22 protein-coding genes are annotated in these 23464 nt (G+C 67.1%); 12 read left to right on the forward strand and 10 right to left on the reverse strand.

The window, feature by feature from the left end; all coding sequences use genetic code 11:
* Nucleotide 1 precedes the first annotated feature (1 nt).
* Nucleotides 2-556 carry a sterol desaturase family protein gene (locus pbN1_RS10995; protein ID WP_169201770.1) on the forward strand — a complete coding sequence of 185 codons (555 nt, stop codon included), beginning with the start codon at nt 2-4 and terminating at the stop codon, nt 554-556.
* 45 nt (nt 557-601) lie between these two features.
* Here the strand turns inward: pbN1_RS10995 and pbN1_RS11000 are convergent, their stop codons facing one another.
* Nucleotides 602-1945 (reverse strand): sigma-54 interaction domain-containing protein, encoded by a 1344-nt coding sequence (locus tag pbN1_RS11000; RefSeq protein ID WP_169201769.1) that lies wholly within the window; start codon nt 1943-1945, stop codon nt 602-604.
* A gap of 194 nt (nt 1946-2139) precedes the next feature.
* Between pbN1_RS11000 and pbN1_RS11005 the strand changes: the two genes are divergently transcribed.
* From pbN1_RS11005 to pbN1_RS11020, 4 genes are read left to right on the forward strand one after another with little or no spacing between them, the layout of a single operon-like run.
* The gene (locus pbN1_RS11005) at nt 2140-2670 is read left to right on the forward strand and encodes a cupredoxin domain-containing protein (RefSeq protein WP_011237885.1); all 531 of its coding nucleotides are present in this window, start codon (nt 2140-2142) and stop codon (nt 2668-2670) included.
* A 14-nt stretch (nt 2671-2684) separates the two neighbouring features.
* A complete protein-coding gene (locus pbN1_RS11010; RefSeq protein ID WP_169201768.1) occupies nt 2685-4172 on the forward strand; it encodes a cbb3-type cytochrome c oxidase subunit I in 1488 nt (495 codons plus the stop codon).
* Nucleotides 4173-4182: 10 nt separating this feature from the next.
* On the forward strand, nt 4183-4797 hold the full coding sequence (locus tag pbN1_RS11015; protein WP_169201767.1) for an SCO family protein: 615 nt from the start codon (nt 4183-4185) through the stop codon (nt 4795-4797).
* Nucleotides 4794-5444 (forward strand): hypothetical protein, encoded by a 651-nt coding sequence (locus pbN1_RS11020; RefSeq protein WP_169201766.1) that lies wholly within the window; start codon nt 4794-4796, stop codon nt 5442-5444. The genes pbN1_RS11015 and pbN1_RS11020 overlap by 4 nt, the downstream gene beginning before the upstream one ends.
* 7 nt (nt 5445-5451) lie before the next feature.
* Here the strand turns inward: pbN1_RS11020 and pbN1_RS11025 are convergent, their stop codons facing one another.
* Nucleotides 5452-6336 carry a DMT family transporter gene (locus pbN1_RS11025; protein ID WP_169119745.1) on the reverse strand — a complete coding sequence of 295 codons (885 nt, stop codon included), beginning with the start codon at nt 6334-6336 and terminating at the stop codon, nt 5452-5454.
* 134 nt (nt 6337-6470) lie between these two features.
* Entirely contained in the window at nt 6471-7196 is a 726-nt protein-coding gene (locus pbN1_RS11030; RefSeq protein ID WP_169201765.1) for a YebC/PmpR family DNA-binding transcriptional regulator, read from the reverse strand.
* Between the two features lie 315 nt (nt 7197-7511).
* On the opposite strand from pbN1_RS11030, the gene pbN1_RS11035 reads away from it, so the two are divergent.
* A complete protein-coding gene (locus pbN1_RS11035; protein ID WP_169201764.1) occupies nt 7512-8129 on the forward strand; it encodes a hypothetical protein in 618 nt (205 codons plus the stop codon).
* A 92-nt stretch (nt 8130-8221) separates the two neighbouring features.
* On the opposite strand, the gene pbN1_RS11040 is transcribed toward pbN1_RS11035, so the two are convergent.
* Complete coding sequence (locus pbN1_RS11040) at nt 8222-8512, reverse strand: ComEA family DNA-binding protein (protein ID WP_210147473.1); 291 nt, start codon at nt 8510-8512, stop codon at nt 8222-8224.
* Nucleotides 8513-8752: 240 nt separating this feature from the next.
* Here pbN1_RS11040 and rquA point away from each other — a divergent pair, with 240 nt between their 5' ends.
* Nucleotides 8753-9481 carry a rhodoquinone biosynthesis methyltransferase RquA gene (gene rquA, locus pbN1_RS11045; protein ID WP_244856920.1) on the forward strand — a complete coding sequence of 243 codons (729 nt, stop codon included), beginning with the start codon at nt 8753-8755 and terminating at the stop codon, nt 9479-9481.
* A 25-nt stretch (nt 9482-9506) separates the two neighbouring features.
* Here the strand turns inward: rquA and pbN1_RS11050 are convergent, their stop codons facing one another.
* Nucleotides 9507-11036: a DEAD/DEAH box helicase gene (locus pbN1_RS11050; RefSeq protein ID WP_169201761.1), complete on the reverse strand. Its 1530-nt coding sequence runs from the start codon at nt 11034-11036 to the stop codon at nt 9507-9509.
* Between the two features lie 275 nt (nt 11037-11311).
* On the opposite strand from pbN1_RS11050, the gene pbN1_RS11055 reads away from it, so the two are divergent.
* Nucleotides 11312-12454, forward strand: coding sequence for a M48 family metallopeptidase (locus pbN1_RS11055; protein ID WP_169201760.1), 1143 nt, complete (start codon nt 11312-11314; stop codon nt 12452-12454).
* 10 nt (nt 12455-12464) lie between these two features.
* Here pbN1_RS11055 and pbN1_RS11060 read toward each other — a convergent pair whose 3' ends face one another.
* Nucleotides 12465-13358, reverse strand: coding sequence for a cobalamin-binding protein (locus pbN1_RS11060; RefSeq protein WP_210147474.1), 894 nt, complete (start codon nt 13356-13358; stop codon nt 12465-12467).
* 110 nt (nt 13359-13468) lie between these two features.
* On the opposite strand from pbN1_RS11060, the gene pbN1_RS11065 reads away from it, so the two are divergent.
* Both pbN1_RS11065 and pbN1_RS11070 read left to right on the forward strand, forming a co-directional pair.
* Nucleotides 13469-14938 (forward strand): cobyric acid synthase, encoded by a 1470-nt coding sequence (locus tag pbN1_RS11065; RefSeq protein ID WP_169201759.1) that lies wholly within the window; start codon nt 13469-13471, stop codon nt 14936-14938.
* A gap of 125 nt (nt 14939-15063) precedes the next feature.
* On the forward strand, nt 15064-16521 hold the full coding sequence (locus tag pbN1_RS11070) for a TrkH family potassium uptake protein (protein WP_169201778.1): 1458 nt from the start codon (nt 15064-15066) through the stop codon (nt 16519-16521).
* A 10-nt stretch (nt 16522-16531) separates the two neighbouring features.
* Here the strand turns inward: pbN1_RS11070 and pbN1_RS11075 are convergent, their stop codons facing one another.
* From pbN1_RS11075 to pbN1_RS11085, 3 genes are all read right to left on the reverse strand, one after another.
* Nucleotides 16532-17233 carry a response regulator gene (locus pbN1_RS11075; protein WP_169201758.1) on the reverse strand — a complete coding sequence of 234 codons (702 nt, stop codon included), beginning with the start codon at nt 17231-17233 and terminating at the stop codon, nt 16532-16534.
* Nucleotides 17230-18759: a DUF4118 domain-containing protein gene (locus pbN1_RS11080; protein WP_169201757.1), complete on the reverse strand. Its 1530-nt coding sequence runs from the start codon at nt 18757-18759 to the stop codon at nt 17230-17232. The genes pbN1_RS11075 and pbN1_RS11080 overlap by 4 nt, the downstream gene beginning before the upstream one ends.
* Before the next feature lie 61 nt (nt 18760-18820).
* Nucleotides 18821-19603, reverse strand: coding sequence for an enoyl-CoA hydratase/isomerase family protein (locus tag pbN1_RS11085; protein ID WP_169201756.1), 783 nt, complete (start codon nt 19601-19603; stop codon nt 18821-18823).
* 229 nt (nt 19604-19832) lie between these two features.
* Between pbN1_RS11085 and pbN1_RS11090 the strand changes: the two genes are divergently transcribed.
* Together pbN1_RS11090 and pbN1_RS11095 are read left to right on the forward strand one after the other, a co-directional pair.
* Nucleotides 19833-20153, forward strand: a complete 321-nt coding sequence (locus pbN1_RS11090) for a DUF485 domain-containing protein (RefSeq protein WP_425305737.1) — start codon at nt 19833-19835, stop codon at nt 20151-20153.
* A complete protein-coding gene (locus pbN1_RS11095) occupies nt 20150-21829 on the forward strand; it encodes a cation acetate symporter (RefSeq protein ID WP_169201754.1) in 1680 nt (559 codons plus the stop codon). Before pbN1_RS11090 ends, pbN1_RS11095 begins: the two co-directional genes overlap by 4 nt.
* A 186-nt stretch (nt 21830-22015) precedes the next feature.
* Here the strand turns inward: pbN1_RS11095 and pbN1_RS11100 are convergent, their stop codons facing one another.
* On the reverse strand, nt 22016-23461 hold the full coding sequence (locus pbN1_RS11100; RefSeq protein ID WP_169201753.1) for a LytR C-terminal domain-containing protein: 1446 nt from the start codon (nt 23459-23461) through the stop codon (nt 22016-22018).
* Nucleotides 23462-23464: the final 3 nt, after the last annotated feature.

A 23464-nucleotide genomic window follows, 5' to 3' on the forward strand; every position in this document is an offset into this window, starting at 1 on the left:
GATGTCGGGACGTCGGCGCCTCGCCGCAGTCGAATTTCCGTATTCGCTCGGCCTTCCGCTCGCGGGCGCGTTCGTGATTGCGGGGCTCGAGCTGATCGCGTGGCGGGCCCCGTGGTACCTGCTGGCGCCGGCAGCGGCGGCGGGCCTGCTGTCCTGGACGCTGGTCGAATACCTGCTGCACCGTCTCGTGCTGCATCACGTCGAGCCTTTCCGCAGCTGGCACGTGGAGCATCACCGCTTTCCCGATGTGCCGATGCGCATCCCGCTGGTCTACGACGTGCTGCTCGTCGCGGCCCTGGTCGCGGTCCCCGCGTTGCTGATCGCGGACCGTGCGTTTGCGGGCGGCGTCGCGTTCGGCCTGCTCGTCGGCCACATGGCGCAGGAGGCGACGCATCACGGCCTGCATTGCGGCAGCGGCGGCGTGCGCGGAGGGTGGTTCGAGCGCCGCCGGCGCGAGCACGACTTCCACCACTACGTGAACGAGCGTGTCGCGTTCGGCACCGTGACGTCGTTCTGGGACCGGGTGTTCCGCACTCCGGCCCAAGCGGGGCAGTGACGGGTGTCCTTCCGTGAGTCCGCGGCACCTGCCGTCACGGGCCGCTCAGCTCCGGTTGAGCCGCTTCCACAAGGTCGTGCGCGACATGCCGAGCCGGCGCGCGGCTTCCGCCCGGTTGCCGCCGCACTGCTCGAGCATGCGCCGGATCTGCGCCTGCTCCTCGTCCGGCGTCACGTGCGTCGCGTAGTAGCGCGTCAGCGGTAGTGGCAGCAGCGCCTCGCGTGTCGACTCGACGGGCGCCACGACTTCGGGCAGCAGATGCCGCGGCAGGATCGTCGCGCCGTCGGAATTGACGACGGCATATTCGAGCGCGTTGAACAGCTGCCGCACGTTGCCCGGCCAGCTGAAGGACTCCATCGCCACGATCGCCTCCGGCGACAGCCGCAGGTCGGGCCGGCGGTAGCGTTCGCCGAGTTCGCCGAGCAGGCGGCTCGCGAGCAGCGCGATGTCCTCGCGGCGCTCGCGCAGCGCCGGCACGTGCAGCGGCAGCACGTGCAGGCGGTAATACAGATCCTCGCGGAACTCGCCGCGGCCGACCATCCCGGCGAGGTCGCGATGGGTCGCAGCGACGACGCGCACATCGACCTTGCGCGGATGGTTCTCGCCGACGCGCACGATTTCGCGCTCCTGCAGCACGCGCAGCAACCGGGTCTGTGTTGCCGGAGAAATCTCGCCGATCTCGTCGAGCAGCAGAGTGCCGCCGTTGGCCGCTTCGAAGCGGCCCAGGCGGGCGCCGGTCGCCCCGGAAAACGAGCCTTTGGCATGGCCGAAGAGTTCCGATTCCTCGAGGTTTTCCGGCAGCGAAGCGCAATGCACGGCGACGTAGGGGCCTTTTGCGCGCGTCGAATTGTCGTGCAGTGCGCGTGCAACCAGTTCCTTGCCGACGCCGCTTTCGCCGGTGATCAGCACGTTGGCTTCACTTGCCGCGACGCGCAGCACTTTCTGGTAGAGGTCCTGCATCGCGCGGCTGCGCCCGGTCAGTCCGCCGAGCTGCCAGCGGTCGCGCACCTCGGCTTCGAGTTCGAGTTCGCGCGAGCGGTCGCGCAGCACGATCGCGCAGTACAGCCCGGAATCGTTCGGCGGTAGCAGCATCGCCCACATGCGCAGCGGAATGTCGACGCCCGTGGGCGAGCGCACAACGATGTCCTGGACCTTGTCCTCGCCCTTCGTCGGGGTGAGGGAACATTCTCCGCGTGCCACGCAGGCGCGGGCACACTCGGTGCCTTCGAACAGCGTCGGGCACAGTTCGTCGACGAGGCGCCGGTTGTCATGTCCGATCATCCGCGCGGCTGCGCTGTTCATCTCGAGGACGCGGCGCGCCCGATCGAGAAACAGCACGCCTTCTTCGAGGCTGTCGAGAAATACTCGCAGGGTTGCCAGACTCGGCATCTGAATCCTCCTTTTGTTCAGACTGAACGTCCAGAGCGAACGTTCAGTTTCTCCTCCCCTACATTCCAGCAGCTAAGCGCTGCGTGAAAAATGATTGTGATCAACGATTTGCCAGATGTGGCACAGTGTTGGCTAGGAGAATTACAAGGGGGACGGCTTGTCCCGAAGACGATCGCATGACAGGAGAATCCACCGTGCAACCAATCGCTTGGCAAATATCGCTCGTGCTGATGGCACTCGTTGCGTTCGGCTTTGCCTTTGTCGCCATCAATTCCGGGCGGCGCCAGGAAGACTATTCGCCGCTGCAAAAAAGCGCCTATCGCCTGCGCTCGCGCCTTTTCTGGGGCCTGGTGCTGGTGTTCGGCCCGGCGATGATCTACACGCTGTTCGAACTGCCGTACGACGCGGCGCGGGCTAACACCGGGGCAGGCCCGGTGCAGGTCGTCGACGCGACAGGCTACCAGTGGCGCTGGGAACTCAGCCAGGACCAGTTCGCTGTCGGCCAGCCGGTCGAGTTCCGCGTCACCAGCGCCGATGTCAATCACGGCTTCGGCATTTACGACGCGAACCTGCATCTGGTCGCGCAGACGCAGGCAATGCCCGGCTACACCAACACGCTGCGTCACACCTTCAGCGAGGAAGGGACGTACAAGATCCTGTGCATGGAGTACTGCGGCCTCGCGCACCACAACATGTTGACCGAAATCCGGGTCGGCGCTCAGTAACGGAGGAGACGAACGTGGCGACCTACAAATACGAACATATTCCCGACCAGGGAGCGAAGGCCGGCGTGCTGGCCTACCTGGCGACATCGGCTGTCGTGCTGCTGCTGATGATGGTCTTCGGTCTGCTGATGCGGCTCGAGCAGGCGCAGTGGATCTCGATCGGCGCGATCCGCTTTTACGAACTGATGACCTTGCACGGCGCCGGCATGGTCGGCATCGCGGCGATCGCCGGTGCGTCGGTCATGTGGCACTTCCTGCGCCAGTACGTCGACCTGTCGGCGCGCATCTTCGTCGCGAACCTTGTATTGTTCCTCGCCGGCGTCGTGATGATCCTCGGCAGCGTGTTGCTCGGGCATTTCCACGGCGCGTGGACGTTCCTCTACCCGCTGCCCGGCAAGTCGATGGGCTTGTGGAGCCCCGGCGCGGCGGCGCTCTTCATGGGCGGGCTGCTTGTCATCGGCGTCGGTTTCCTGCTGCTGCACCTCGACATCGCGCGTGCGCTCGTCGCGCGCTACGGCAACTTCTCTCGCGCGCTCGGCTGGCCGCAGCTCTTCGGCCACGACGACGGCAAGGCGCCGCCGCCGACCGTGGTCGCGAGCGCGATGGTCACGGTCGTCAACGTCATCGGCCTGGTCGTCGGCGCGAGCATCCTGACAATGATGCTGGTGAACCTCTACGTGCCGGGCTTCGACATCGACCCGCTGCTCGCGAAGGGGATGATCTACTTCTTCGGCCACATCTTCATCAACGCGACGATCTACATGGCCGTGATCGGCGTCTACGAGATCCTGCCGCGCTACACGCAGCGCCCGTGGAAGGCGAACAAGGTGTTCCTCGCATCCTGGACCGCGTCGACGCTGATGGTGATGTTCATCTTCCCGCACCACCTGCTGATGGACTTCGCGTTCCCGAAATGGATGCTCGTCATGGGCCATATCATCGGCTACCTGAACACTGTGCCGATCCTCGTCGTCACCGGCTACGGCGCGCTGATGATCGTCTATCGTTCCGGCATCCGCTGGGACATGGCGTCGAAGCTGCTGTTCCTGTCGCTGTTCGGCTGGGCGGCGGGAGCGATGCCGGCGTTCATCGACGGCACGATCACCGTCAACTACGTGATGCACAACACGCTGTGGGTGCCCGGCCACTTCCACACCTACCTGCTGCTCGGCATGGTGACGATGGTGTTCGGCTTCATGTACTACCTCGGCAAGCCGAGCCACGAGCACGACGATCATCTGATCGACCGCATCGCGTTCTGGCTCTTCACGTCGTCGGTGCTCGGTTTCACGATGAGCTTCCTGTATTCCGGCAAGGAAAGCGTCGCGCGCCGCTACGCTGCCCACCTGCCCGAATGGGTGCCGTACGACCGCGTCGCGTCGGTGTTCGCAGTGCTCGTGATCGCCTCGTCGCTGGTGTTCATCGGGCGCTTCTTCGCCCGCATCGGGCTAGCGCGCCACGACTACCAGCGCGCTCCGGTCGCGCGCAGCGTCACCGCATGAGTCCGGGTCGATGAGTGCGGCCGTGCGCAGCGTCGTCCTGACGGTGCTGGTGACCGTTCTCGGCACCGGCGCCTTCTGGTGGGGAACTGACGGTTTCAGCGCTTTTACTGCTGAAACCGCCCGCCGGGCCGACATCCTGCGCGCGCCGCGCCCGCTGCCTGCGGCCGTCCTCGAAGACCAGGACGGCCGTGTCTTCCGGCTCGACGATTACCGCGGGCGCTTGCTCGCGGTCGAGTTCATCTACACGCGCTGCACGACGATCTGCCGCAGCCTCGGCATGGCGTTCAAACAGATCCGCGATCGTGTGCCGCCCGACGCCCTCGGACGTGAGGTCGCGCTGCTGAGCATCAGCTTCGACCCCGAGCGCGACGATCCGGCGAGCCTCAAAGCCTACGGCAGCGGTCATGGCGCCGACGGCGAGCACTGGCGCATCGCGCGAGTGCGTGACGCAGCGCAGCTGCAGGCGCTGCTGGAGGCCTTCGGCGTCGTCGTGATCGCGGACCGCTTCGGCGGGTTCGAGCACAACGCCGCGATCCACCTCGTCGCCCGCGACGGGCGGCTCGTCGAAATCAGCGATCTCGAGGCGCCGCTCCAGTTTGCCCAGAAGCTCGCGGAGGCGCTGTGATCGCCGCGCTCGCCCGTCCGCAAGTCGGGCTCCGCGTGCTCGGCGCGCTGTACCTGCTGCTCGCGGCGCCGCCGCTGCGGACATCGCTCGAAGCGACGATGAGCGGCCACATGCTGGTGCAGATTCCGCTTCTCGCCGCGATCGGCTTCGTCGCCTGCCGCCTGCTGCCGGAACAGCGGCAGGAGCGCCTGCTCGCCGCGGGCGGCGGTGCGGTGCCGTACGTCGTGCTGGCGGTCTTCGCATCGACCTGGTGGATGTTGCCGCGTGCGCTCGACGATGCGCTCGCGAGCCCGACTGTCGAGGCGGCGAAGTTCGTCAGCCTGCCGGCGCTCGTCGGGCTGCCGCTCGCGCTTGCGTGGCGCCGGCTCGGACCGATCGGCCGCGGCTTCGTCTGGACCAACTTCATCAGCATGCTCGCGGTGCTCGGCTGGCTGTACATCGCCGCGCCGCTGCGGGTGTGCAACAGCTACCTCGTCGACCAGCAGGAGAGCGCCGGCTGGCTGATGGTGAAGCTCGCGCTGCTGCTGTTCGCCGCCTGGCTCGGCAGCCTGTTCGTCGGCGGGGGCGGAAGTCCCGCGCTGTCCGCCGCGGAGCATGTTGCGCCCCGGTCGGCGCAGAGCCGCGACTGCGGTCCGGAGCGCGATTGAACCGTGTTCAGACCTTGCGCGCGAGCCACACGCCCGACACGGCGATCACCATGCCGGCGAGCGCGAACCCGGTCAGCGTCTCGCCGAACAGCAGCCAGGCCATCAGCGCGGTCGTCGGCGGCGTGAGGTAGAACAGGCTCGCGACGTTGACCGCGCTGCCGCTGCGGATCAGCAGGTTCAGCAGGCTGATCGCGCCGAGCGACAGCACCAGCACCAGCCACAGCATCGCAAACACGAACTCGCCGCTCCAGTCGATCTGCATCGTCTCGGTGCGGCTCGCGAAGTACGCGGTGACGAGCAGGCACGGCACGAACTGGATGACCGAGCCGGTGCGCAGGTCGAAGGATGGGCAGAAGCGCTTCTGGTACAGCGTGCCGGCGGTGATGCCGGCGAGGGCGGCCAGCGCCGGGGCGAGCATCCAGCCGAGCTCTGCGGACGACCCGTTGCCGAACGCGACCTTGTTGCTGACGACCAGCGTGACGCCGATGAAGCCGAGCGCGAGTCCTGCCCATTGCCGGGCGCTGACGCGTTCGCCGAGCAGCCAGCCGGCGCCGAGCGCGGTGAGCAGCGGCTGCATGCCAACGACGAGCGCCGCGACCCCGGTCGGCAGCCCGCGGTGCAGCGTCATGAAGACGCCGCCGAGATAGGTGGCATGCACGAGCAGGCCGGCAACGCCGATATGCACCGCCTGGCGCCAGTTGCTCGGCCAGCGCGCGCGGGTGGCGAGTGCCAGCACCGCCATCAGCGCGATCACCAGCCCGTAGCGGGCGGAAAGAAAGGTCAGCGGCTCGGCATAGGGCAGACCGAACTTCGCGCCGATGAAGCCGGTGCTCCATAGGAGCACGAACAGCAGCGGGGCGGCGGCGGTGAGGGAGGGCGGCAGGGTCGGCATCGGTCAGCGGGCGGCTCGCGCGAGATGGAAAATGGCAGAAGCACGCAATCTTACCGGTCATCAATTTGTTTGAGTTCAAACATTGACGAAAAAAAACCGCCCGGCGGGCGGTTTGTCGCGGGCGGTGCGGCGCCTTATTCGTCCATTACGGCGGACGTATATACTTCCTGGACGTCGTCGAGCGATTCCAGCGCATCGAGCAGTTTCTGCATCCGCTCGGCGTCGTCGCCGGAGAGTTCGGTTTCGTTCTGTGGCTTCATCGTGACTTCGCCGAATTCGGCCCTGAAGCCGGTCTTCTCGAGCGCATCCTTGACGTTCGAGTACTCGTACGGCGCCGTGATGACTTCGATCGAACCGTCGTCGTTGGTGACGACGTCCTCGGCGCCGGCCTCGAGCGCCGCTTCCATCAGCGCGTCCTCGCTCGTGCCCGGCGCGAACATCAACTGGCCGCAGTGCTTGAACTGGAACGCGACGCAGCCGTCGGTGCCCATGTTGCCGCCGTATTTCGAGAACGCGTGGCGCACGTCGGCGACGGTGCGCGTCTTGTTGTCGGTGAGGCAATCGACCATCACCGCTGCGCCGGCGATGCCGTAGCCCTCGTAGCGTGCTTCCTCGTAGCTGACGCCGTCGAGCTCACCGGTGCCGCGCTTGATCGCGCGGTCGATGTTCTCGCCGGGCATGTTCTCGGCCTTGGCCTTGTCGACCGCCAGGCGCAGGCGCGGGTTGAAGTTTGGATCGCCCCCGCCCATGCGCGCGGCGACGGTGATCTCCTTGATCAGCTTGGTGAATACCTTGCCCCGCTTGGCGTCCTGACGACCCTTGCGGTGCTGGATGTTGGCCCACTTGGAATGACCCGCCATAAAATCCCCGATACTGCCGATTGCGATTGAAAATGGCGGCCATTATACAGGCGCACGCCGGCCGTGCCCCGCAGCGCTCGTTCGCGAGGTCTGGTAGATTGTCGCCGTTCTGTCAGCGCCATCGATCCTGACCTCCGCACTGGATCTTCCTGCGTATGCTGCATGGATTTCGGCGGAAACTGCAGGACCGTGCGGGGCGTTTCTTTCCGCTGCCGCCCGCGTGACGATCTGCACCCTTGCTCATGGATGCTGTATCCGTCCCGTGGTCTGCGGATCTCGTGGTAATTCGAAAAAACCGATGTCGAGGAAATTGAAGTGACGGCCAGTTCTCCCCTTGCGTTGCCTTTCGTGCCGCGCCGGGTTTTTCTGTTCAGCGGCCACCGCATCGACACGCCCGGCCGGCGTACGCCACGTTTCCCGGCCGGCCAGGAAGCCGTCGCGGCACGATGCATGGCGGAGGCGCTCGACGCGTGGGAGGCCGGCGCGGGCGATCTGGCGCTGGCGCAGGGGGCGAGCGGCGGCGACATCCTGTTTCTGGAAGCGTGCCGCGCCCGCGGCCTGCACCTGCAGATCCTGCTGCCGCTCGACGAGGCGCAGTTCGTCGAATGCAAGATCCTGCCGTCGGTCGACGGCGAGCGCTGGCGGGAGCGCTACCAGGCATTGAAGGCCGGCCTCACTTCGCCGCCGCTGGTCATGCCGGTGCGGCCGATCACGCTTGCGCACCTCGTGGTTCCCGAAGGCGCCGGCCCCTGCGAGCGCTGCAATCTGTGGTCGCTCGACATCGCCCTCCATTGGGGGGCGGATAGGCTGCGCTTCCTGTGCCTGTGGAACGGCGGCGGGGCGGACGGGGCTGGCGGCACTGCGCACCTGTACCGTGAAGCCAGGCGCCGCGGTGCGCAAGTGGTGTGGCTCGACACGCGCTCGTTGTGGTGAGCCGGCTCCGTTTCTTTTGACAACGCGCGCCAGCCCCGGAGTTGAACGGCCGGCTGCGTCGGAGGATGCCGCCGGCCGAAGGTGCGCAAAGGCTATTTCGACTTCGCGACCTGCTTTTTCGCGCTGCCTACGGTGAGTTGCTCACGCAACTGGGTGACCGATTTATCCCCGATTCCAGGCACTTTCGTCAGATCGTCGACGCTCGCGAAGGCCCCGTTCGCCTTGCGGTATTCGATGATCGCCTTGGCCCTCGCCGGCCCGATTCCCTTGACCGTCTCGAGAGCGGCGGCATCGGCGGTGTTGACGTCGACCGGCGCCTCGGCGAGCGCCACCAGTGGCGACAGGGCGAGGGCGAAGAGCAGCGAACGGAGCAGTTTGTTCACGTGGGTACCTCCAGGCGGGTTCATGCCATATGGCAAATGCAATTTACGAGTCGCTGCTGACGATGTCAATGACATTTGACCCGGAGCCGCTCTGACGATTCGCGGGCAGCAGCGGCTTTGCTGCATGAGCAGCGCGCGCTCATGCCGGGCGGCGGCTCGCCAGGCGGGTCAGGGTATTCAATCCGCCGAAGTGGGTGGTTGGTAACGGTGAACAGGCAGGCTTCGATTATGCTTGCGGGCATGGAACCGAATCCCGCCGACGCCGCGCTGCACGTCCCGGGGCCTCTCGCGGCCCGTGACGTTGCGATACCCGCCTATCTTCGCCACGCATACACTTGGGCTTATCTCGACCCGCGCACGCTGCGCTGGCTCGATCGGCCTGGCGTCGTCTCGGCGATTCTGTGGGGGAACGCGAATCGGCTGATGCGCGACGCGGTCGCCGAGTTCGCGCCCGGGCAGCGCGTGCTGCAGGCGGCCTGCGTGTATGGCGGATTTTCGGTGCTGCTCGCGCAGCGCGTCGGTGCACTGGGCGCGCTCGATGTCGTCGACGTCGCCGCGTTGCAGGTCGCGAACGCGCGCCGCAAGCTTGCGGGTTTCCGGCAGGCGAGGGTATGGCAGGCGGATCTTTCCATGTCCGGCTGCGTCGTTGCCGACGCGTACGACGGGGTGTGCTGTTTCTTCCTGCTGCACGAGGTGCCGGAGGCCGAGCGCTACCCAATCGTCGACAACCTGCTCGCGGCAGTGCGGCCCGGCGGCAGGATCGTGTTCGTCGATTACCACCGGCCGCACGGCTGGCATCCGCTGCGCCCAGTGATGTCGCTGGTATTCCGCAGGTTCGAGCCTTATGCGGAATCGCTTTTCGGCGCCGCCATCGAGTCGCGGTCGGCGCGCTCGGCCGGCTTCGAATGGACAAAGACCACCTGCTTCGGTGGTCTTTATCAAAAGCTGGTCGGCACGCGGCGAGGCTGAAAACCCCTGCGCCGCGATCGGAGCGTCAGCGGTTGCGATCGTCCGTCTTGGCGTTGAAGAGTGCCGGACGCGGTTGCGGGCGACGGTTGCCGTCGGGGCGCGGCGTCGGGCGGGCGCTGTCACCACCGCGTGGCGCGCCGTTCGGCCCGGCGTTGCGCGGCGCCCGGTTGCCGTCCGCGTCGGGACGTGTGCGGTTAGCCTCGACCTCGCTGCGCGGGGCGCGATTGCCGAAATTGTCGGCGTCGCGCGGCCGGGTGGGAGCACGGGCCGACGACGGGTGGGCCGCCTGCCGGCCGGCGGGGCGGTCGGTGCGTGCCTGGCGCGGCGCGTTCGCGTCGTTGTGTCGCGACGGCTGACGCGGCTGGGGCCGCGGGGGACGGGCGTCGCTCTCGTTCGGGTCGACCGGCGCGATCGCGAAGGCCGGCAGCGCTTCGCGGTCGATCGTGCGCTTGATCAGCCGCTCGATGGCCGTCAGGTGCTGGCGCTCTTCCGAATCGACGAACGACACCGCTGCGCCGCTCGAGCCGGCGCGGCCGGTGCGGCCGATGCGGTGGACGTAGTCTTCGGGAACGTTTGGCAGTTCGAAGTTCACGACATGCGGCAACTGGTCGATGTCCAGTCCGCGCGCGGCGATGTCGGTCGCGACCAGCACCGGCAGCGAACCGTCCTTGAATTCGGCCAGCGCGCGGGTACGCGCCGACTGGCTCTTGTTGCCGTGGATTGCGGCCGACGGGATGCCGTGCTTGGCGAGGTATTCCGCGAGCTTGTTGGCGCCATGCTTGGTGCGCGTGAAGACGAGCACCTGGTGCCAGTCGTTTTGCTTGACGAGATGCACCAGCAGGTCGCGCTTCTGCTTCTGCGCCACCGAATAGACTGACTGCTGCACGAGTTCCGACGCCGTGTTGCGCCGCGCGACTTCGACGCAGCCCGGGTTGTGCAGCAGGCCGTTGGCGAGGCTGCGGATCTCGTCCGAGAAGGTCGCCGAAAACAGCAGGTTCTGGCGCTGCTTCGGCAGCAGCGCGAGGATCTTGCGGATGTCGCGGATGAAGCCCATGTCGAGCATGCGGTCGGCTTCGTCGAGGATCAGGATCTCGACGCCCGACAGGTCGAGCGTCTTCTGGCCGACGTGGTCGAGCAGGCGGCCGGGCGTCGCGACGAGGATGTCGACGCGTTTCTTCAGCGCCTGGATCTGCGGGTTGATGCCGACCCCGCCGAACATCACCATCGATGTCGTCGGCAGGTGCTTGCCGTAGGTCCGGACGGACTCCTCGACCTGCGCTGCGAGTTCGCGCGTCGGGGTCAGGATCAGGCAGCGCGGTCGTCCCGCCTTCGGGTTCGCAGCCGGGGCGGCGGAGAGGCGGTGCAGCACCGGCAACGTGAAGCCGGCAGTCTTGCCGGTGCCGGTCTGTGCCGCGGCGAGCAGGTCACCGCCGGCCAGCACCAGGGGGATCGCCTGTGCCTGGATCGGCGTTGGCGTCGTGTAACCGGATTCGGAAATTGCGCGCAGCAGCGGTTCGGCCAGTCCGAGACCGGCAAAGTTTACTTCTGATGTCATCGAGAAAATTGCTCCAGCGACGGCCTGTCGCTCAAGTTGAGTGACACCAATCGAGGCGGGCGGGGGAATGAGACCGGAAAAGGTCGTTGGGGATGAGCGTCGCCGATTGGTTGGGCGCACGCTAAGGAATGGATTGTACGGGCTTTTGCGGCACTGCAGCGAAATTCTTGCGCAAAGTGTGGACGATGCGCCACGCTACCCCTTATGTACGATGTTTCGGCGGCCGATTGGCGGTTATAGTCCCCGTTCTGCCCATGGTTTACAGGTGCCGGCCCATGCAAGCTTCCTGTCCGCGTTTGTCACGCCTCCGGTCGCGTCTGGCGCGGCGACTCGGCTTGAAGGCGCTGGCCGGCCTGGTGCTGGTCGGCTGCATGGCCCTCGCGTTCGGCGCCATCGCCGGCCACGTCGCGTTCGCGACCTGGAGTTTTCTCGTCGATGGGAAAGTGGTCGTGGCAACGACTTCCGCGGCCGTGTCGATGGTCGCATTCGCGCTGGCCTGGCGCGTCCTCGGGTGGCTGATTGCGCCGGCTGCCTGCCCCGACGGTGTTCGTCTGCCGCGCGAGGCGGCACGCTCCCTATATGCGATGATCGACCAGATGAGCCAGCGCTTCGGCGGGATCCCCGTCGACGCGGTGTGGATCGGCGGCGACATGAACGCGGCGATCCTGCAACGGCCGCGCTGGGGCTGGGTCGGACCGATCGAGACGCATCTGATCATCGGCCTGCCGCTGGCCCACAGCGTTTCGCGGCGCCAGTTCTGCGCGATTCTCGCTCACGAATTCGCCCATCTCGCATGCCAGCGGCAGCGGCTCGACGCATGGGGAGGGCACTTGCGCGCGTGGTGGTTCCGCGTGCTGGATCGCTGCATCGACGGTACTCCGCTGCTCGGGCGCGGGCTCGAATGGGGGTTTGCGGGCGATCTGCGCGACGCGCTGCGCCTGGCGCGCATCGAGGAGTTCGAAGCGGACGCGGTCGCCGCCCGCGTCGTCGGCGCCGGGCTGGTCGGCGAAGCCTTGGTCGAAGTGGCGCTGAAGGAGCGTTTTCTCAGCGAGGATTACTGGCGCAAGGTCATGGCGCAGAGCCGGCTGCAGCCGGAACCGTCGATTCGCCCGTACCGGGACATGGGGCTCGGAATGATGGCGGGCTTCAGGCGGCCGATGCCGGGATCGCTCGATCTGAGGCGCTGGATGGCGGGTGACGAAGAGCATGTTCCGGTCGCCAGCTTTCACCCGACAGTCGCCGAGCGCTTGCGTGCGCTGCGCGTGCGCGCCGCGGTGTCGCACGGCGAGCGCATGTCGGTGGCGGACGCCTGCCTCGCCCCGCTGCTGCCGACGCTGGCGTGGGTCTTCGACCGCGCCTGGTGGGAGGACTCGCGCCTCGCGTGGCAGCGCTGTTACCAGCTGTCGCGGCCGGTTTGAGTTGCGATGATCAGCGCACTCCGCGTTTCGCGCGCGCCGCGTCGAGAAATTCGCACAGCTGCGCGGCGCCGTCGAGAATCCGCGGCGTGTGGCGCTGGATGAGTTCGGGCGGCACGAAGTAGAGGTTCCCGGCCCGGCTCGCCGACAGCCCCGGCCAGCGTTTCCATCGATCGAGCCATTCCGGGCGCGCCTCGCCCATGCCGCTGGCGACGATCGCTTCCGGATCGGCCGCGAGCACGCTTTCGATACCGATCGCCGGCGCAAGCTGCGCCAGCGTGCCGAACACGTTCCTGCCGCCGCACAGGCGTATGACGTCCGAAATCAGGTGCTCGTCGTTGATCGTCATCAGCGGATCGTCCCAGATCTGGTAGAACATCGGCACCGGCGGCCGCTTGCCGTAACGCCGCGCGAGCTCCGTCCTGCGGGCGCGAAAGGACTCCGCCGCGGCATGGCCGGCCTCGTCGCTGCCGGCGAGGCGGCCAAACGTCTCGAGGCTGCGCGCGACGTCGTCGAGGCTGCGCGGTTCGTTGAGGAACACCGGGATCCCGAGCGCCGCGAGCTTGTCGAGATGCGCATCGCGATTGCCGCTGTGCCAGGCGATCACGAGGTCCGGCCGCAACGCCGCGATCGCCTCCATATCCACGTTGCTGTAACCGCCGACCCGTGGCAGCGCCTTCGCCGCGTCGGGGAAGTCGCTGTACGCGACCACGCCGACGAGCCGCGCCCCGGCGCCCGCCGCGAACAGCAGTTCGGTGACGTGCGGCGCGAGGCTGACGATGCGACGTGCGGGCTGCGGCAGCTGCACGCGGCGTCCGGTGTCGTCCTCGACGACGAGTTCCGCTCGCAGCGGAGCGGCGAACAGGAGGTAAAGGCAGAGCGCCGCGGCGAGGCGAAGCGGGGTCATCGGAGGTACCGTGAGGCCGGCGCCAGGCTCGAACAGCCTGGAAATCGTCGACGGGAAGCTTATCTTATCGGCGATAATCCGCCGCTTTGAACGAAGCGGGATTTTACGCGATGCCGGATGCTGTTGCGCTGATGGTTCAGGGGACGACGTCGGACGCCGGGAAAAGCACGCTGGTCGCCGGCCTCGCCCGGGTGCTGTTTCGCCGCGGCGTGCGGATCGCGCCGTTCAAGCCGCAGAACATGGCGTTGAACTCGGCCGTGACTGTCGACGGCGGCGAGATCGGCCGCGCCCAGGCGCTGCAGGCGCTGGCCGCAGGGCTCGAGCCGCATAGCGATTTCAATCCGGTGCTGCTGAAGCCTTCGACCGACGTCGGCGCGCAGGTCGTCATCCACGGCCGGGTCGCTTTGAGCCTGTCGGCGCGCGACTACCATGCGTACAAGCCGACGGCGATGGCGGCGGTGATGGCGTCGTGGGATCGCCTCGTCACGGCCTATGAGTGCGTGCTCGTCGAAGGGGCCGGCAGTCCCGCGGAAATCAACCTGCGCGACCGCGACATCGCGAACATGGGGTTCGCGGAAGCCGCCGACGTGCCGGTGATCCTCGTCGCGGACATCGACCGCGGCGGAGTGTTCGCGCATCTGGTCGGCACGCTGGAACTGCTGTCGCCGTCCGAGCAGGCGCGCGTCAAGGGCTTCGTCATCAACCGCTTTCGCGGCGACATCGGGCTGCTGCAGCCGGGGCTCGACTGGCTCGAAGCGCGTACCGGCCGCCCGGTGCTGGGCGTGCTGCCGTACCTGCACGGGCTCTTTCTCGACGCCGAGGATGCGCTCGCCGACGCGCGCGCGGACAAGGGCGAGACGCGCCTCACGGTCGTCGCGCCGGTCTATCCGCGCATCTCGAACCATACCGATCTCGACGCGCTGCGCCTGCACCCGCAAGTCGATTTCCGCTGGGTCGGACCGGGGCAGGCGATGCCGCCTGCGGACCTGATCGTGCTGCCCGGCTCGAAGAGCGTGCAGGCCGATCTCGCCTGGTTGCGCGCGCAGGGCTGGGACGCGGCGATCCGGCGCCATCTGCGCTATGGCGGCAAGCTCGTCGGGATCTGCGGCGGTTTCCAGATGCTCGGTGCAACGCTGGCCGACCCGCTCGGGCTCGAAGGTGCGGCGACGACGGTCGCGGGCCTCGGCCTGCTCGACATGGATACCGTGCTCGAAGTGGAAAAGCGGCTCGAGAATGCTCGCGGCACGCTGTCGTTGCCGGGCGGCGCGGCGGTATCCGGTTACGAGATCCACATGGGCGTGAGCCGCGGCCCGGCACTGGACCGCCCGGCGCTGCGTTTTGCCGATGGGCGCGGCGATGGCGCACTGTCGGGTGACGGCCAGATCCTCGGCACGTATCTGCACGGTCTCTTCGACACCCCCGCCGCGCTGTCGGCGCTGCTCGCCTGGGCGGGCGCCGGTGAAGTCGAAGCCGTCGATCTCGCCGCACGGCGCGAAGCCGACCTCGACCGGCTTGCCGACGCGATCGAGCGCCACCTCGACCTCGGCCGGCTGTTTCCCGCGGCGTGGTTCGGACGGTAACGCCTCCTGCAATCTTTACGACTTTTTTACCCGGCCGCGCCTACGATGCGGCCGCTATGAACGTCTTCGACCGCCTGGCGCGGGGGCACAGGCTCCTGGCCGGCCCGCGCCTCGCGCCCGGCACGCTGCGCACCTATTTCCCTGTCCTGAACACCCTCGGCGTGGTCGTGATGATATTCGGCCTGCTGATGAGCTTTCCGCTCGCAGTGTCGCTGTTTCTGCACGACGCCGCGACGGTGGCCTACGACGAGGCGATCCTGATCACTTTCGGGACGGGCCTGGCGCTGTGGACGGCGACACGAGGAAGCCGGCGCGACTTGCGCCCGCGCGACGGTTTCCTGCTGGTCGCCGTCACCTGGGCCGTGATGCCGGTATTCGGCAGCCTGCCGCTGATCTTCTACATGCCGGAACTCTCGTTCACCGACGCGTATTTCGAGGCCGCGTCGGGGCTGTCCACGACGGGCGCGACGGTGCTCACCGGGCTCGACAAGCTGCCGGTCTCGATCAACCTGTGGCGGACCTTCCTGCACTGGGTCGGCGGCATGGGGGTGATCGTGCTGATGGTCGCGATCCTGCCGCTGCTCGGCATCGGCGGCCGCCAGGTGTTCAAGGCGGAGGCGCCGGGGCCGATGAAGGAATCGAGCCTCACGCCGCGCATTGCCGAGACCGCGAAAGGCTTATGGACCGTGTATACGTTGATCACGGTCGCGTGCGGGATCAGCCTGTGGATGGCCGGCATGGAGCCGTGGGAGTCGCTGATCCATGCGTTTTCGATCGTCGGCCTCGGCGGGTTTTCGAGCAAGGATGCGTCGCTCGGCCATTTCAACAGCGTGCCGATCGAAATCGTCACGATCGTTTTCGCGCTGCTCGCCGCGTGCAACTACGGCACGCATTATCTTGCGCTGGCGCGCGGAAGCTTCCGGCCGTACGCGCAGGACCCGGAGATCCGCTGGTTTTTCGCCGTACAGATCATTGCGATCCTGTTCCTGACCGCGTACCTGACGTACTTCGGCGCGCACGAACACATCTGGGCGACGCTGCGCTACGTCGCGTTCCATGTCGTCTCGATATCGACCGCGCTCGGCCTGGCGACCTACGATTACACGCTGTGGCCGATGTTCGCGCAGCTGCTGATCCTCTTTCTCGGCAGTTTCGCCCCGTGCTCGGGCTCGACCGGCGGCGGTATCAAGATGATCCGCGCGATCATTCTGTACCAACAGGTTTTTCGCGAGGTCGTGCGCTCGCTGCATCCGGCCGCGGTAAGGCCGGTGCGCGTCGGCAACGCGCTGGTGCCGGACCAGGTGTTGCATGCCGTGCTCGGTTTCAGCTTCATGTACATGGTCAGCATCGTGACGCTGACGCTGGTGCTGTCGGCGACCGGGCTCGAGATCATCACCGCGTTCTCCGCGGTCGTCGCTTGCATCAACAACACCGGCCCCGGCCTCGGCGCTGTCGGCCCGGCGTCGAATTACCAGGGGCTTACCGACGTCCAGACGTGGGTGCTGTCGTTCACGATGATTCTTGGCCGCCTGGAAATCTTCACGCTGCTCGTGGTGCTGACTCCGACGTTCTGGCGGCGCTGAAGCGGCGCGCTTACAGCGCAAGCCGGTAGCCGACCCCCGACTCGGTCAGGATGTGCGACGGGAAAGCCGGGTTCGGTTCGAGCTTGCGGCGCAGACCGGCCATGTATACCCGCAGGTAATGCGTGTGTTCGACGTGTGCCGGGCCCCAGATCTGCGCGAGCAGCTGGCGGTGCGTCAGTACGCGGCCGGCGTTCGCGATCAGATGACCGAGCAGCTTGTATTCGATCGGTGTCAGATGGACCGGCTCGCCGGCCCGCGTCACGGTGCGCCGCGTCGGGTCGACGACGATGTCGCCAAAGCTCACGACGGCCGGGCCGTCCGGCTGGGGCCGCAGCGCCCGGCGCAGCAGGGCGCGCACGCGGGCGAGCAGCTCGGCCACGCCAAAAGGCTTGGTCAGGTAATCGTCGGCCCCGGCGTCGAGTGCCGCGACCTTGTCGGCTTCGTCGTCGCGCGCCGACAGCACGAGGACCGGCACTGCGGACCACGCGCGCAACCGGGCGATCAGTTCGCCGCCGTCGCCGTCAGGCAGGCCGAGATCGACGATCAGCAGGTCCGGTTTGCGCGAACCGGCTTCGATCAGGCCGCGGGCGGCATTCGCGGCTTCCACGACCTGGCAGTGCTCGGATTCGAGCGCCGCACGCAAGAAGCGCCGGATGTGGGGTTCGTCCTCGATGATGACGACGATCGGAGCAGGGCTGCGCGAATCGGTCATGAGTCGGCTTGCGGTAACGCGGGCGGCTCGCCCCGGGGAAGTTCGAGGACGAAGCGTGCTCCACCGGTTATCGCGTTTTCCGCGCGCACGGTGCCGCCATGGGCCTCGATGATCGCCTCGACGATCGCGAGCCCGAGGCCGATTCCCGGCATCGCCGATTCCGTCTGCCCGCGGCTGAACTTCGCGAACAGCTCCTGGGTGCGTCCGGGCGGCAGTCCCGGGCCGTCGTCGGCGACAACGACCTGGATTGCTTCATCGAGCGCCCGCGCACGGATTTCGATGGAGCCGCCGCCCGGCGTGTACTTGGCGGCATTTTCGAGCAGATTGCAGAACACCCGTTCCATCAGCACTGCGTCGATCTGCATCAGCGGAAGGTCGGTCGGCAGATCGAGCCGCAGGCGGTGGCCGGCGAGCTGCCGCGCGCGCGCCTGGAGGCTCGCACCGACGACGTCCTCGAGCGGCTGCCATTCGCGTTGCAGCCGGACTTTGCCGGACTGCAGGCGAGCCATGTCGAGCAGGTTCCCGACGAGCGCGCTGGTGCGCAGTGCCTCTTCGCGGATCCCCTGGGCGAGTTCGGCCTGCGCGGCCGGCAGCGGCGGGCCGGCGAGCGGCAACGCGTCCGCGAGTCCTACCAGCGCGGTCAGGGGCGTGCGCAGATCGTGCGACAGGGCGCCGAGCAGCGAATTGCGCAGCCGCTCGGACGCCATCTCGATCTGCGTTTCCTGCGCGATGGCGATGTAATGGACGCGCTCGAGTGCGATCGCGATCAGCGCGGCGAAGGTCTCGAGCAGGCGAAGCTGCCCGGCGGACAACGCGTCGGACTTGTCGCCGGCTTCGACCGCCAGGACGCCGCGCACCTGCATCGGTCCGCGAAGCGGAACGAGCACCATGTCGCCGGATGCAGGGGCAGCTGCATGCGGACCATGCGGGTCGGCGATCACTTGGCGCGCGCGTTCGACCAGCGCCTCGTCGCACGGCTCGTCGTCGGCCCCTGCGAATCGCCCGCCGCCTTGCGGCAGAAGCAGCCTTGCACGGGCCCCGAACCCGTCGCGCAGATAGCGCGCCGTGATGTCCGCGATCTGCGCCGCGGTCAGCGCGGCCGACAGCTCGCCGCCCATTTCGCAAAGGGCCTGCGTGTGCCGTTCACGAAGCTGCGCGGCGTCACGCTGCAGCTTCAACTTCGTCGCGAGCTCCGCGGTGATCAGCGCCACCGCGAGCAGCACTGCGAAGGTCAGCAGGTACTGCAGATCGCCGACCGCGAACGTGAGATGCGGTGCGACGAAGAAGAAGTCGAACAGCGCGACGGACAGGAAGGCTGCGAAAACCGCCGGCCCGCGCCCGAACCGTGCCGCGGAGAACAGCACCGCGAGCGGGAACAGCATGACGATGTTGACTGGATCGAGGTGGCCGAGCGCCGCCGTGCTGAACAAGGCCACCGCACCGACCGCGAGGCCTGCCATCGCATACATTCGCCAACCCGGCCGGATCCCGTGCGGCGTGAACATGTTCTGGACGGAATCGGTCATGGGTGGACTTTAACCCGGGTTGCCGCCCTTGCATCCCGGACGAGGCCGCCGTCCGGCTGGATCAGCGGCCGGTGAAGCGCGGCGGGCGCTTGGCGAAGAACGCTTCGAGCCCTTCGCGGTAGTCCGTGGTGTCGAGGAAGGCGAAGGCGGCGCGCTTCTCGTCCGCGCTGAGCGGCTCGTCCCGCATCAGCCGGTGCACCCACTGCTTGTGCCAGCGCGCCACCAGCGGCGCCCCCGCGGCGATGCGGGCGGCGCTCGCCTGCGCTTCGTCGATCACTTTCTCGTCGTCGACGATCCGCGTCAGCAGGCCTTTCTGCAGCGCTTCACGCGCGCTCAGGATGCGGCCTTCGAGCAGGATCTCAAGCAGCACCGCCGGCCCGACGAGCTCGAGCAGCCCCGCCATCTCGCCCGGATACATCGAGAAGCCGAGGCGGTTGATCGGTGCGCCGAAGCGCGCGGATTCGCCGGCGATGCGCAGGTCGCAGCAACCCGCGATCTCGAGGCCGCCGCCGACGCACGCGCCCTGGATCGCCGCAACGGTTGGAACCGGACATGCACGGATCGCGTCGAGCGCGGCCGCGACGAGTTCGTCGTGGTAGTGCAGCGCGTCCTCGACAGTCGCGCGCACGGTGAGGAATTCCTCGATGTCGCCGCCCGCCGCGAAGGCCTTGTCGCCGTCGCCGCGCAGGATCACGCAGCGCAGCCCGTCGTCGGCCGCGATCCGTTCGAACGTTTCGTGCAGCGCGATCCACATCGCCGAATCGATCGCGTTGAGCTTGCCAGGGTTCGACAACACGAGGGTCGCGATACCGTCGCCGGACGAAAAAACGATCCGGCCTTTCATCGCGCGGTGCCGTGGGTAGTCTTCAACATGCTGTTTTCGCTTGTATTTTATGTAATAAAAATTCTTTTTTGCGTTACAAAAAAACTTCCATACTCAACAGTATGGAGGGATTTAAATGATATATCATCCGCCCCATGTCACGACCGCATCAGACGGTCGGGCGGAAAAATGAAGGGGAAGGTGGGGGCAGCCGTGTTTTCGTTGCTTTCTTACTTTGGGAGAGGTGAAGGTGTCCAGTTCCATGTATGCGCATATCAGGCGCAATCCGCGTTTCGCGGAACTCGTTTCGAAGCGCACGCGCTTTGCGACGATCCTGTCGGCCATCGTGCTGACGATCTTCTACGGCTTCGTGCTGCTCGTGGCGTTCGCGCCCGATCTGATCGGCTCGCGCCTGTCCGGTACCAGCAACCTGACGTTCGGCGTCGCTGCCGGTCTGTTCCAGTTCATCTTCTTCTGGGTGCTGACCTTGGTCTACGTGCGCCGTGCGAACGGCGAGTTCGATGACATCAACAATGAAATCGTGCGTGCCGCATGGAAGGATGAAAAATGAGGAAATCATCCTTCCTGTCGTGTCTCGCGGGCGGCCTGCTGCCGCTCGGATTCGCTGCTTCGGCGTTCGCCGGTGACGCGATCGAGGCCACCGAGAAGCAGGGCGTCAATCTCACCGCGATCGGCATGTTCTTCGTCTTCGTGCTGATGACGCTCGGCATCACCTACTGGGCGGCGAGCCGCACCAAGTCGACCGCCGACTTCTACACCGCCGGCGGTGGCATCACCGGCTGGCAGAACGGGCTGGCGATCGCCGGCGACTACATGTCGGCGGCGACGCTGCTCGGCCTGACCGCGATGATGTACACGCAGGGCGTCGATGCGTACATCTACATGATCGCGTTCTTCGTCGGCTGGCCGATCATCCTGTTCCTGATGGCCGAACGCCTGCGCAACCTCGGCAAGTTCACGTTCGCCGACATCACGTCGTACCGCCTCGACCAGGGCAAGGTGCGCACGATGGCGGCGGTCAGTTCGCTGACGGTCGTGTGCTTCTACCTCGTCGCGCAGATGGTCGGCGCCGGTCAGCTGATCAAGCTGCTGTTCGGCCTCGACTACGTCTATGCGCTGTTCGTCGTCGGCGCGCTGATGATGGTGTACGTAACCTTCGGCGGCATGGTCGCGACGACCTGGGTGCAGATCATCAAGGCCTGCATGCTGCTGATCGGCGGCACGACGGTGATGCTGCTGGCGTTCAGCCAGTTCGGTTTCAGCTTCGACGAGCTGACGTTGCGCGCGATGGAAGTGCACAAGCTCGGCGGCAAGCTGCTCGCGCCGGGCAGCCTGCTCGCCGATCCGGTCACCGCGATCTCGCTCGGCCTCGGGCTGATGTTCGGCACCGCCGGCCTGCCGCACATCCTGATGCGCTTCTTCACCGTCACCGACGCCAAGGAAGCGCGCAAGTCGGTGCTCTACGCTTCGGGCATCGTCGCGTACTTCTTCAACGTCATCGCCATCATGGGCCTGTGCGCGATCCTGATCGTCGGCACGAACCCGGCGTTCTTCGAAGGCGGCGAGCTCGGCGGCAAGGTCATCGGCGGCGGCAACATGATCGCGATGCACCTGGCGAAGGCGGTCGGCGGCAACCTGCTGCTGGGCTTCCTGTCGGCGGTCGCGTTCGCGACGATCCTCGCGGTCGTCGCCGGCCTCGCGCTGGCCGGTGCATCGGCGATCTCGCACGACATCTACTCGCGCGTGATCATGAAGGGCAAGGCCTCGGAATCGACCGAGCTGAAAGTGTCGAAGTTCGCGACGATCGGCCTCGGCATCGTCGCGGTGCTGCTCGGCATCGCGTTCGAGAAGATGAACATCGCGTTCATGGTCGCGCTGGCTTTCGGCGTCGCGGCGTCGGCCAACTTCCCGGTGCTGATCCTGTCGATGTACTGGAAGGGCCTGACGACGCGCGGTGCGCTGGTCGGCGGCTACTCTGGCCTCGTGAGCGCGGTGATGTTCGTCGTGCTGTCGAAGTCGGTGTGGGTGGACGTGCTCGGCAACGCAACGGCGATCTTCCCCTACACCCAGCCGGCGCTGTTCTCGATGCCGATCGCGTTCCTGCTGACGATCATCGTGTCGAAGCTCGACATGAGCGCGCGGGCGAAGCGCGAGATCGAGGCCTTCGAAGACCAGTACGTACGTGCCCAGACCGGTGTCGGAGCGGCGACCGCTTCCAGTCACTGAGCGTCCCCAGGAAACGGCTTTGCCGTTTCCGCCCCCCAAGGGGGACAAGAAAACTTGGGGCGGCCCGGCGTTTTCTTGAGAGCCCAGGTACAAGAGACACCGTCGCGCTTCGGCGCGGCGGCGCGACCCCCGCCAGGGCCACCGTCCGGCGGGGGTTGTTTTTGTGCTCCCTGCGCGACGCCTGCGTCACTCCCCGGAAGCGGCAGCGGTCCGCACCTCTGCAACCTGCACAGCGGGACTGCGGGCGATCCGGGTGCACAGCCCCAATACGGCGCAGGCATCGCTGCGGGTGAGGTCGCGCCCCAGCATCAGCCGCACGTCGACGGCGAGATCGTTCGATGCCGTGGCCCGGATTGTCGGCCGGAACGGCAGGCGGGCGGCGAATGCGGTGGCCGCTTCGCGGTAGCCGTCGCGGTATTCGACGAAGGAGACGGCCTGGTCGAACGGCCGGCTATTCGTCAGCCGCGGGCGCGCCACCCCCTGCTGTCCGAGCAATCCGGCGAGCCGTCGAGCGAGGCCTTCGCCGCCATGACCGTTCGAGATCTCGTAGCGTGCCGGCCGGGACGCTGACGGAAGGGGCGCAGCTGCCGGGGGCAGGCCATCTGCGACGCTCGGGTTGGCGGCACGAACGGCAACCGGCTCGGCCGTCCGTGCGAGGGCAGAGGGGCGTGCGGCGGCCGTGATGATCGCGGCCGCCTCGACGACAGCCGTTTCACGGCTTACCGGCGCATTGCGCAGTTCGAAAACGTTTTCGGCAATTTTCACGAGAATCGCGCGTGGCGCGGTGCCAGCCGCAGGCGTTCCGGCCGCCCGGGCCGGCGCGAGCGCCGGTGCGGCGGTCTGCACCTCGATGCCTGTTGCGGGAGCGGCGGCAAGCGGCGCCGTCGCCAGGGCAGGTGCCAAAGCAGGAAGCGGCGTTGCGGCGTCCAGCTGCTCGGCACCTATCGTGCCGACCGTAACTGGCGGCAGCGCCCCTGCTGCGGCGCTATCGGCCGCGGCCAGAAGCGGTTGTGACGGCGCGCCTGCACCCGGCGCGAGGGGCAGTGCGGCATTGCGGCGCGGCGCGGGTGCAGCGGAGGCTCGCGGTGCGCCAGACCCGTTGCCGCTCGCGCGCGCAGCGGCGAATTCCGCCTGGTCCTGCAGGCCGAGGTGCCGATACGTCGTTGCAAGATTGCTCCACGCGCGGCGATTGTTCCCGTCGAGTTCGACGGCCCGGCGCAGCGACGCGACGGCGGCTTCGTGCCGGCCCGCGAGCAGCAGGGCATAACCGAGGTTGTTGTGCAGGTGACTCGCCTCCGGGGAGTGATCTATCGCACGCGTGAGCGCCTGCAAGCCGTCTTCGACCCGGCCGAGCCGTACCTGTAGCGCGCCGAGCGCGTTCCACGCCGCGGCGTGTTCGGGGTCGGTGTCGAGCGCACTGCGGTACGCAGCGACGGCCTGCTCGTTCGCGCCCCGGCTCTCGTTGTAACGCCCGAGCGCGAAATAACCCGGCGCGGCGTTCATGCCGCCGTGACGCACGGTCTGCACCGGCGCGATCTTCCATGCGTTTTCCGGCATCGTCGGGCTCGTGCTGCAGGCACCGAGCACGAGCGCAGCGAACACGGGTGTCAAAGTGGGTGCGAGCTTGTTCATTCC

This window comes from Aromatoleum bremense (genome assembly GCF_017894365.1).
GTDB classification, from domain to species: Bacteria; Pseudomonadota; Gammaproteobacteria; order Burkholderiales; family Rhodocyclaceae; genus Aromatoleum; species Aromatoleum bremense.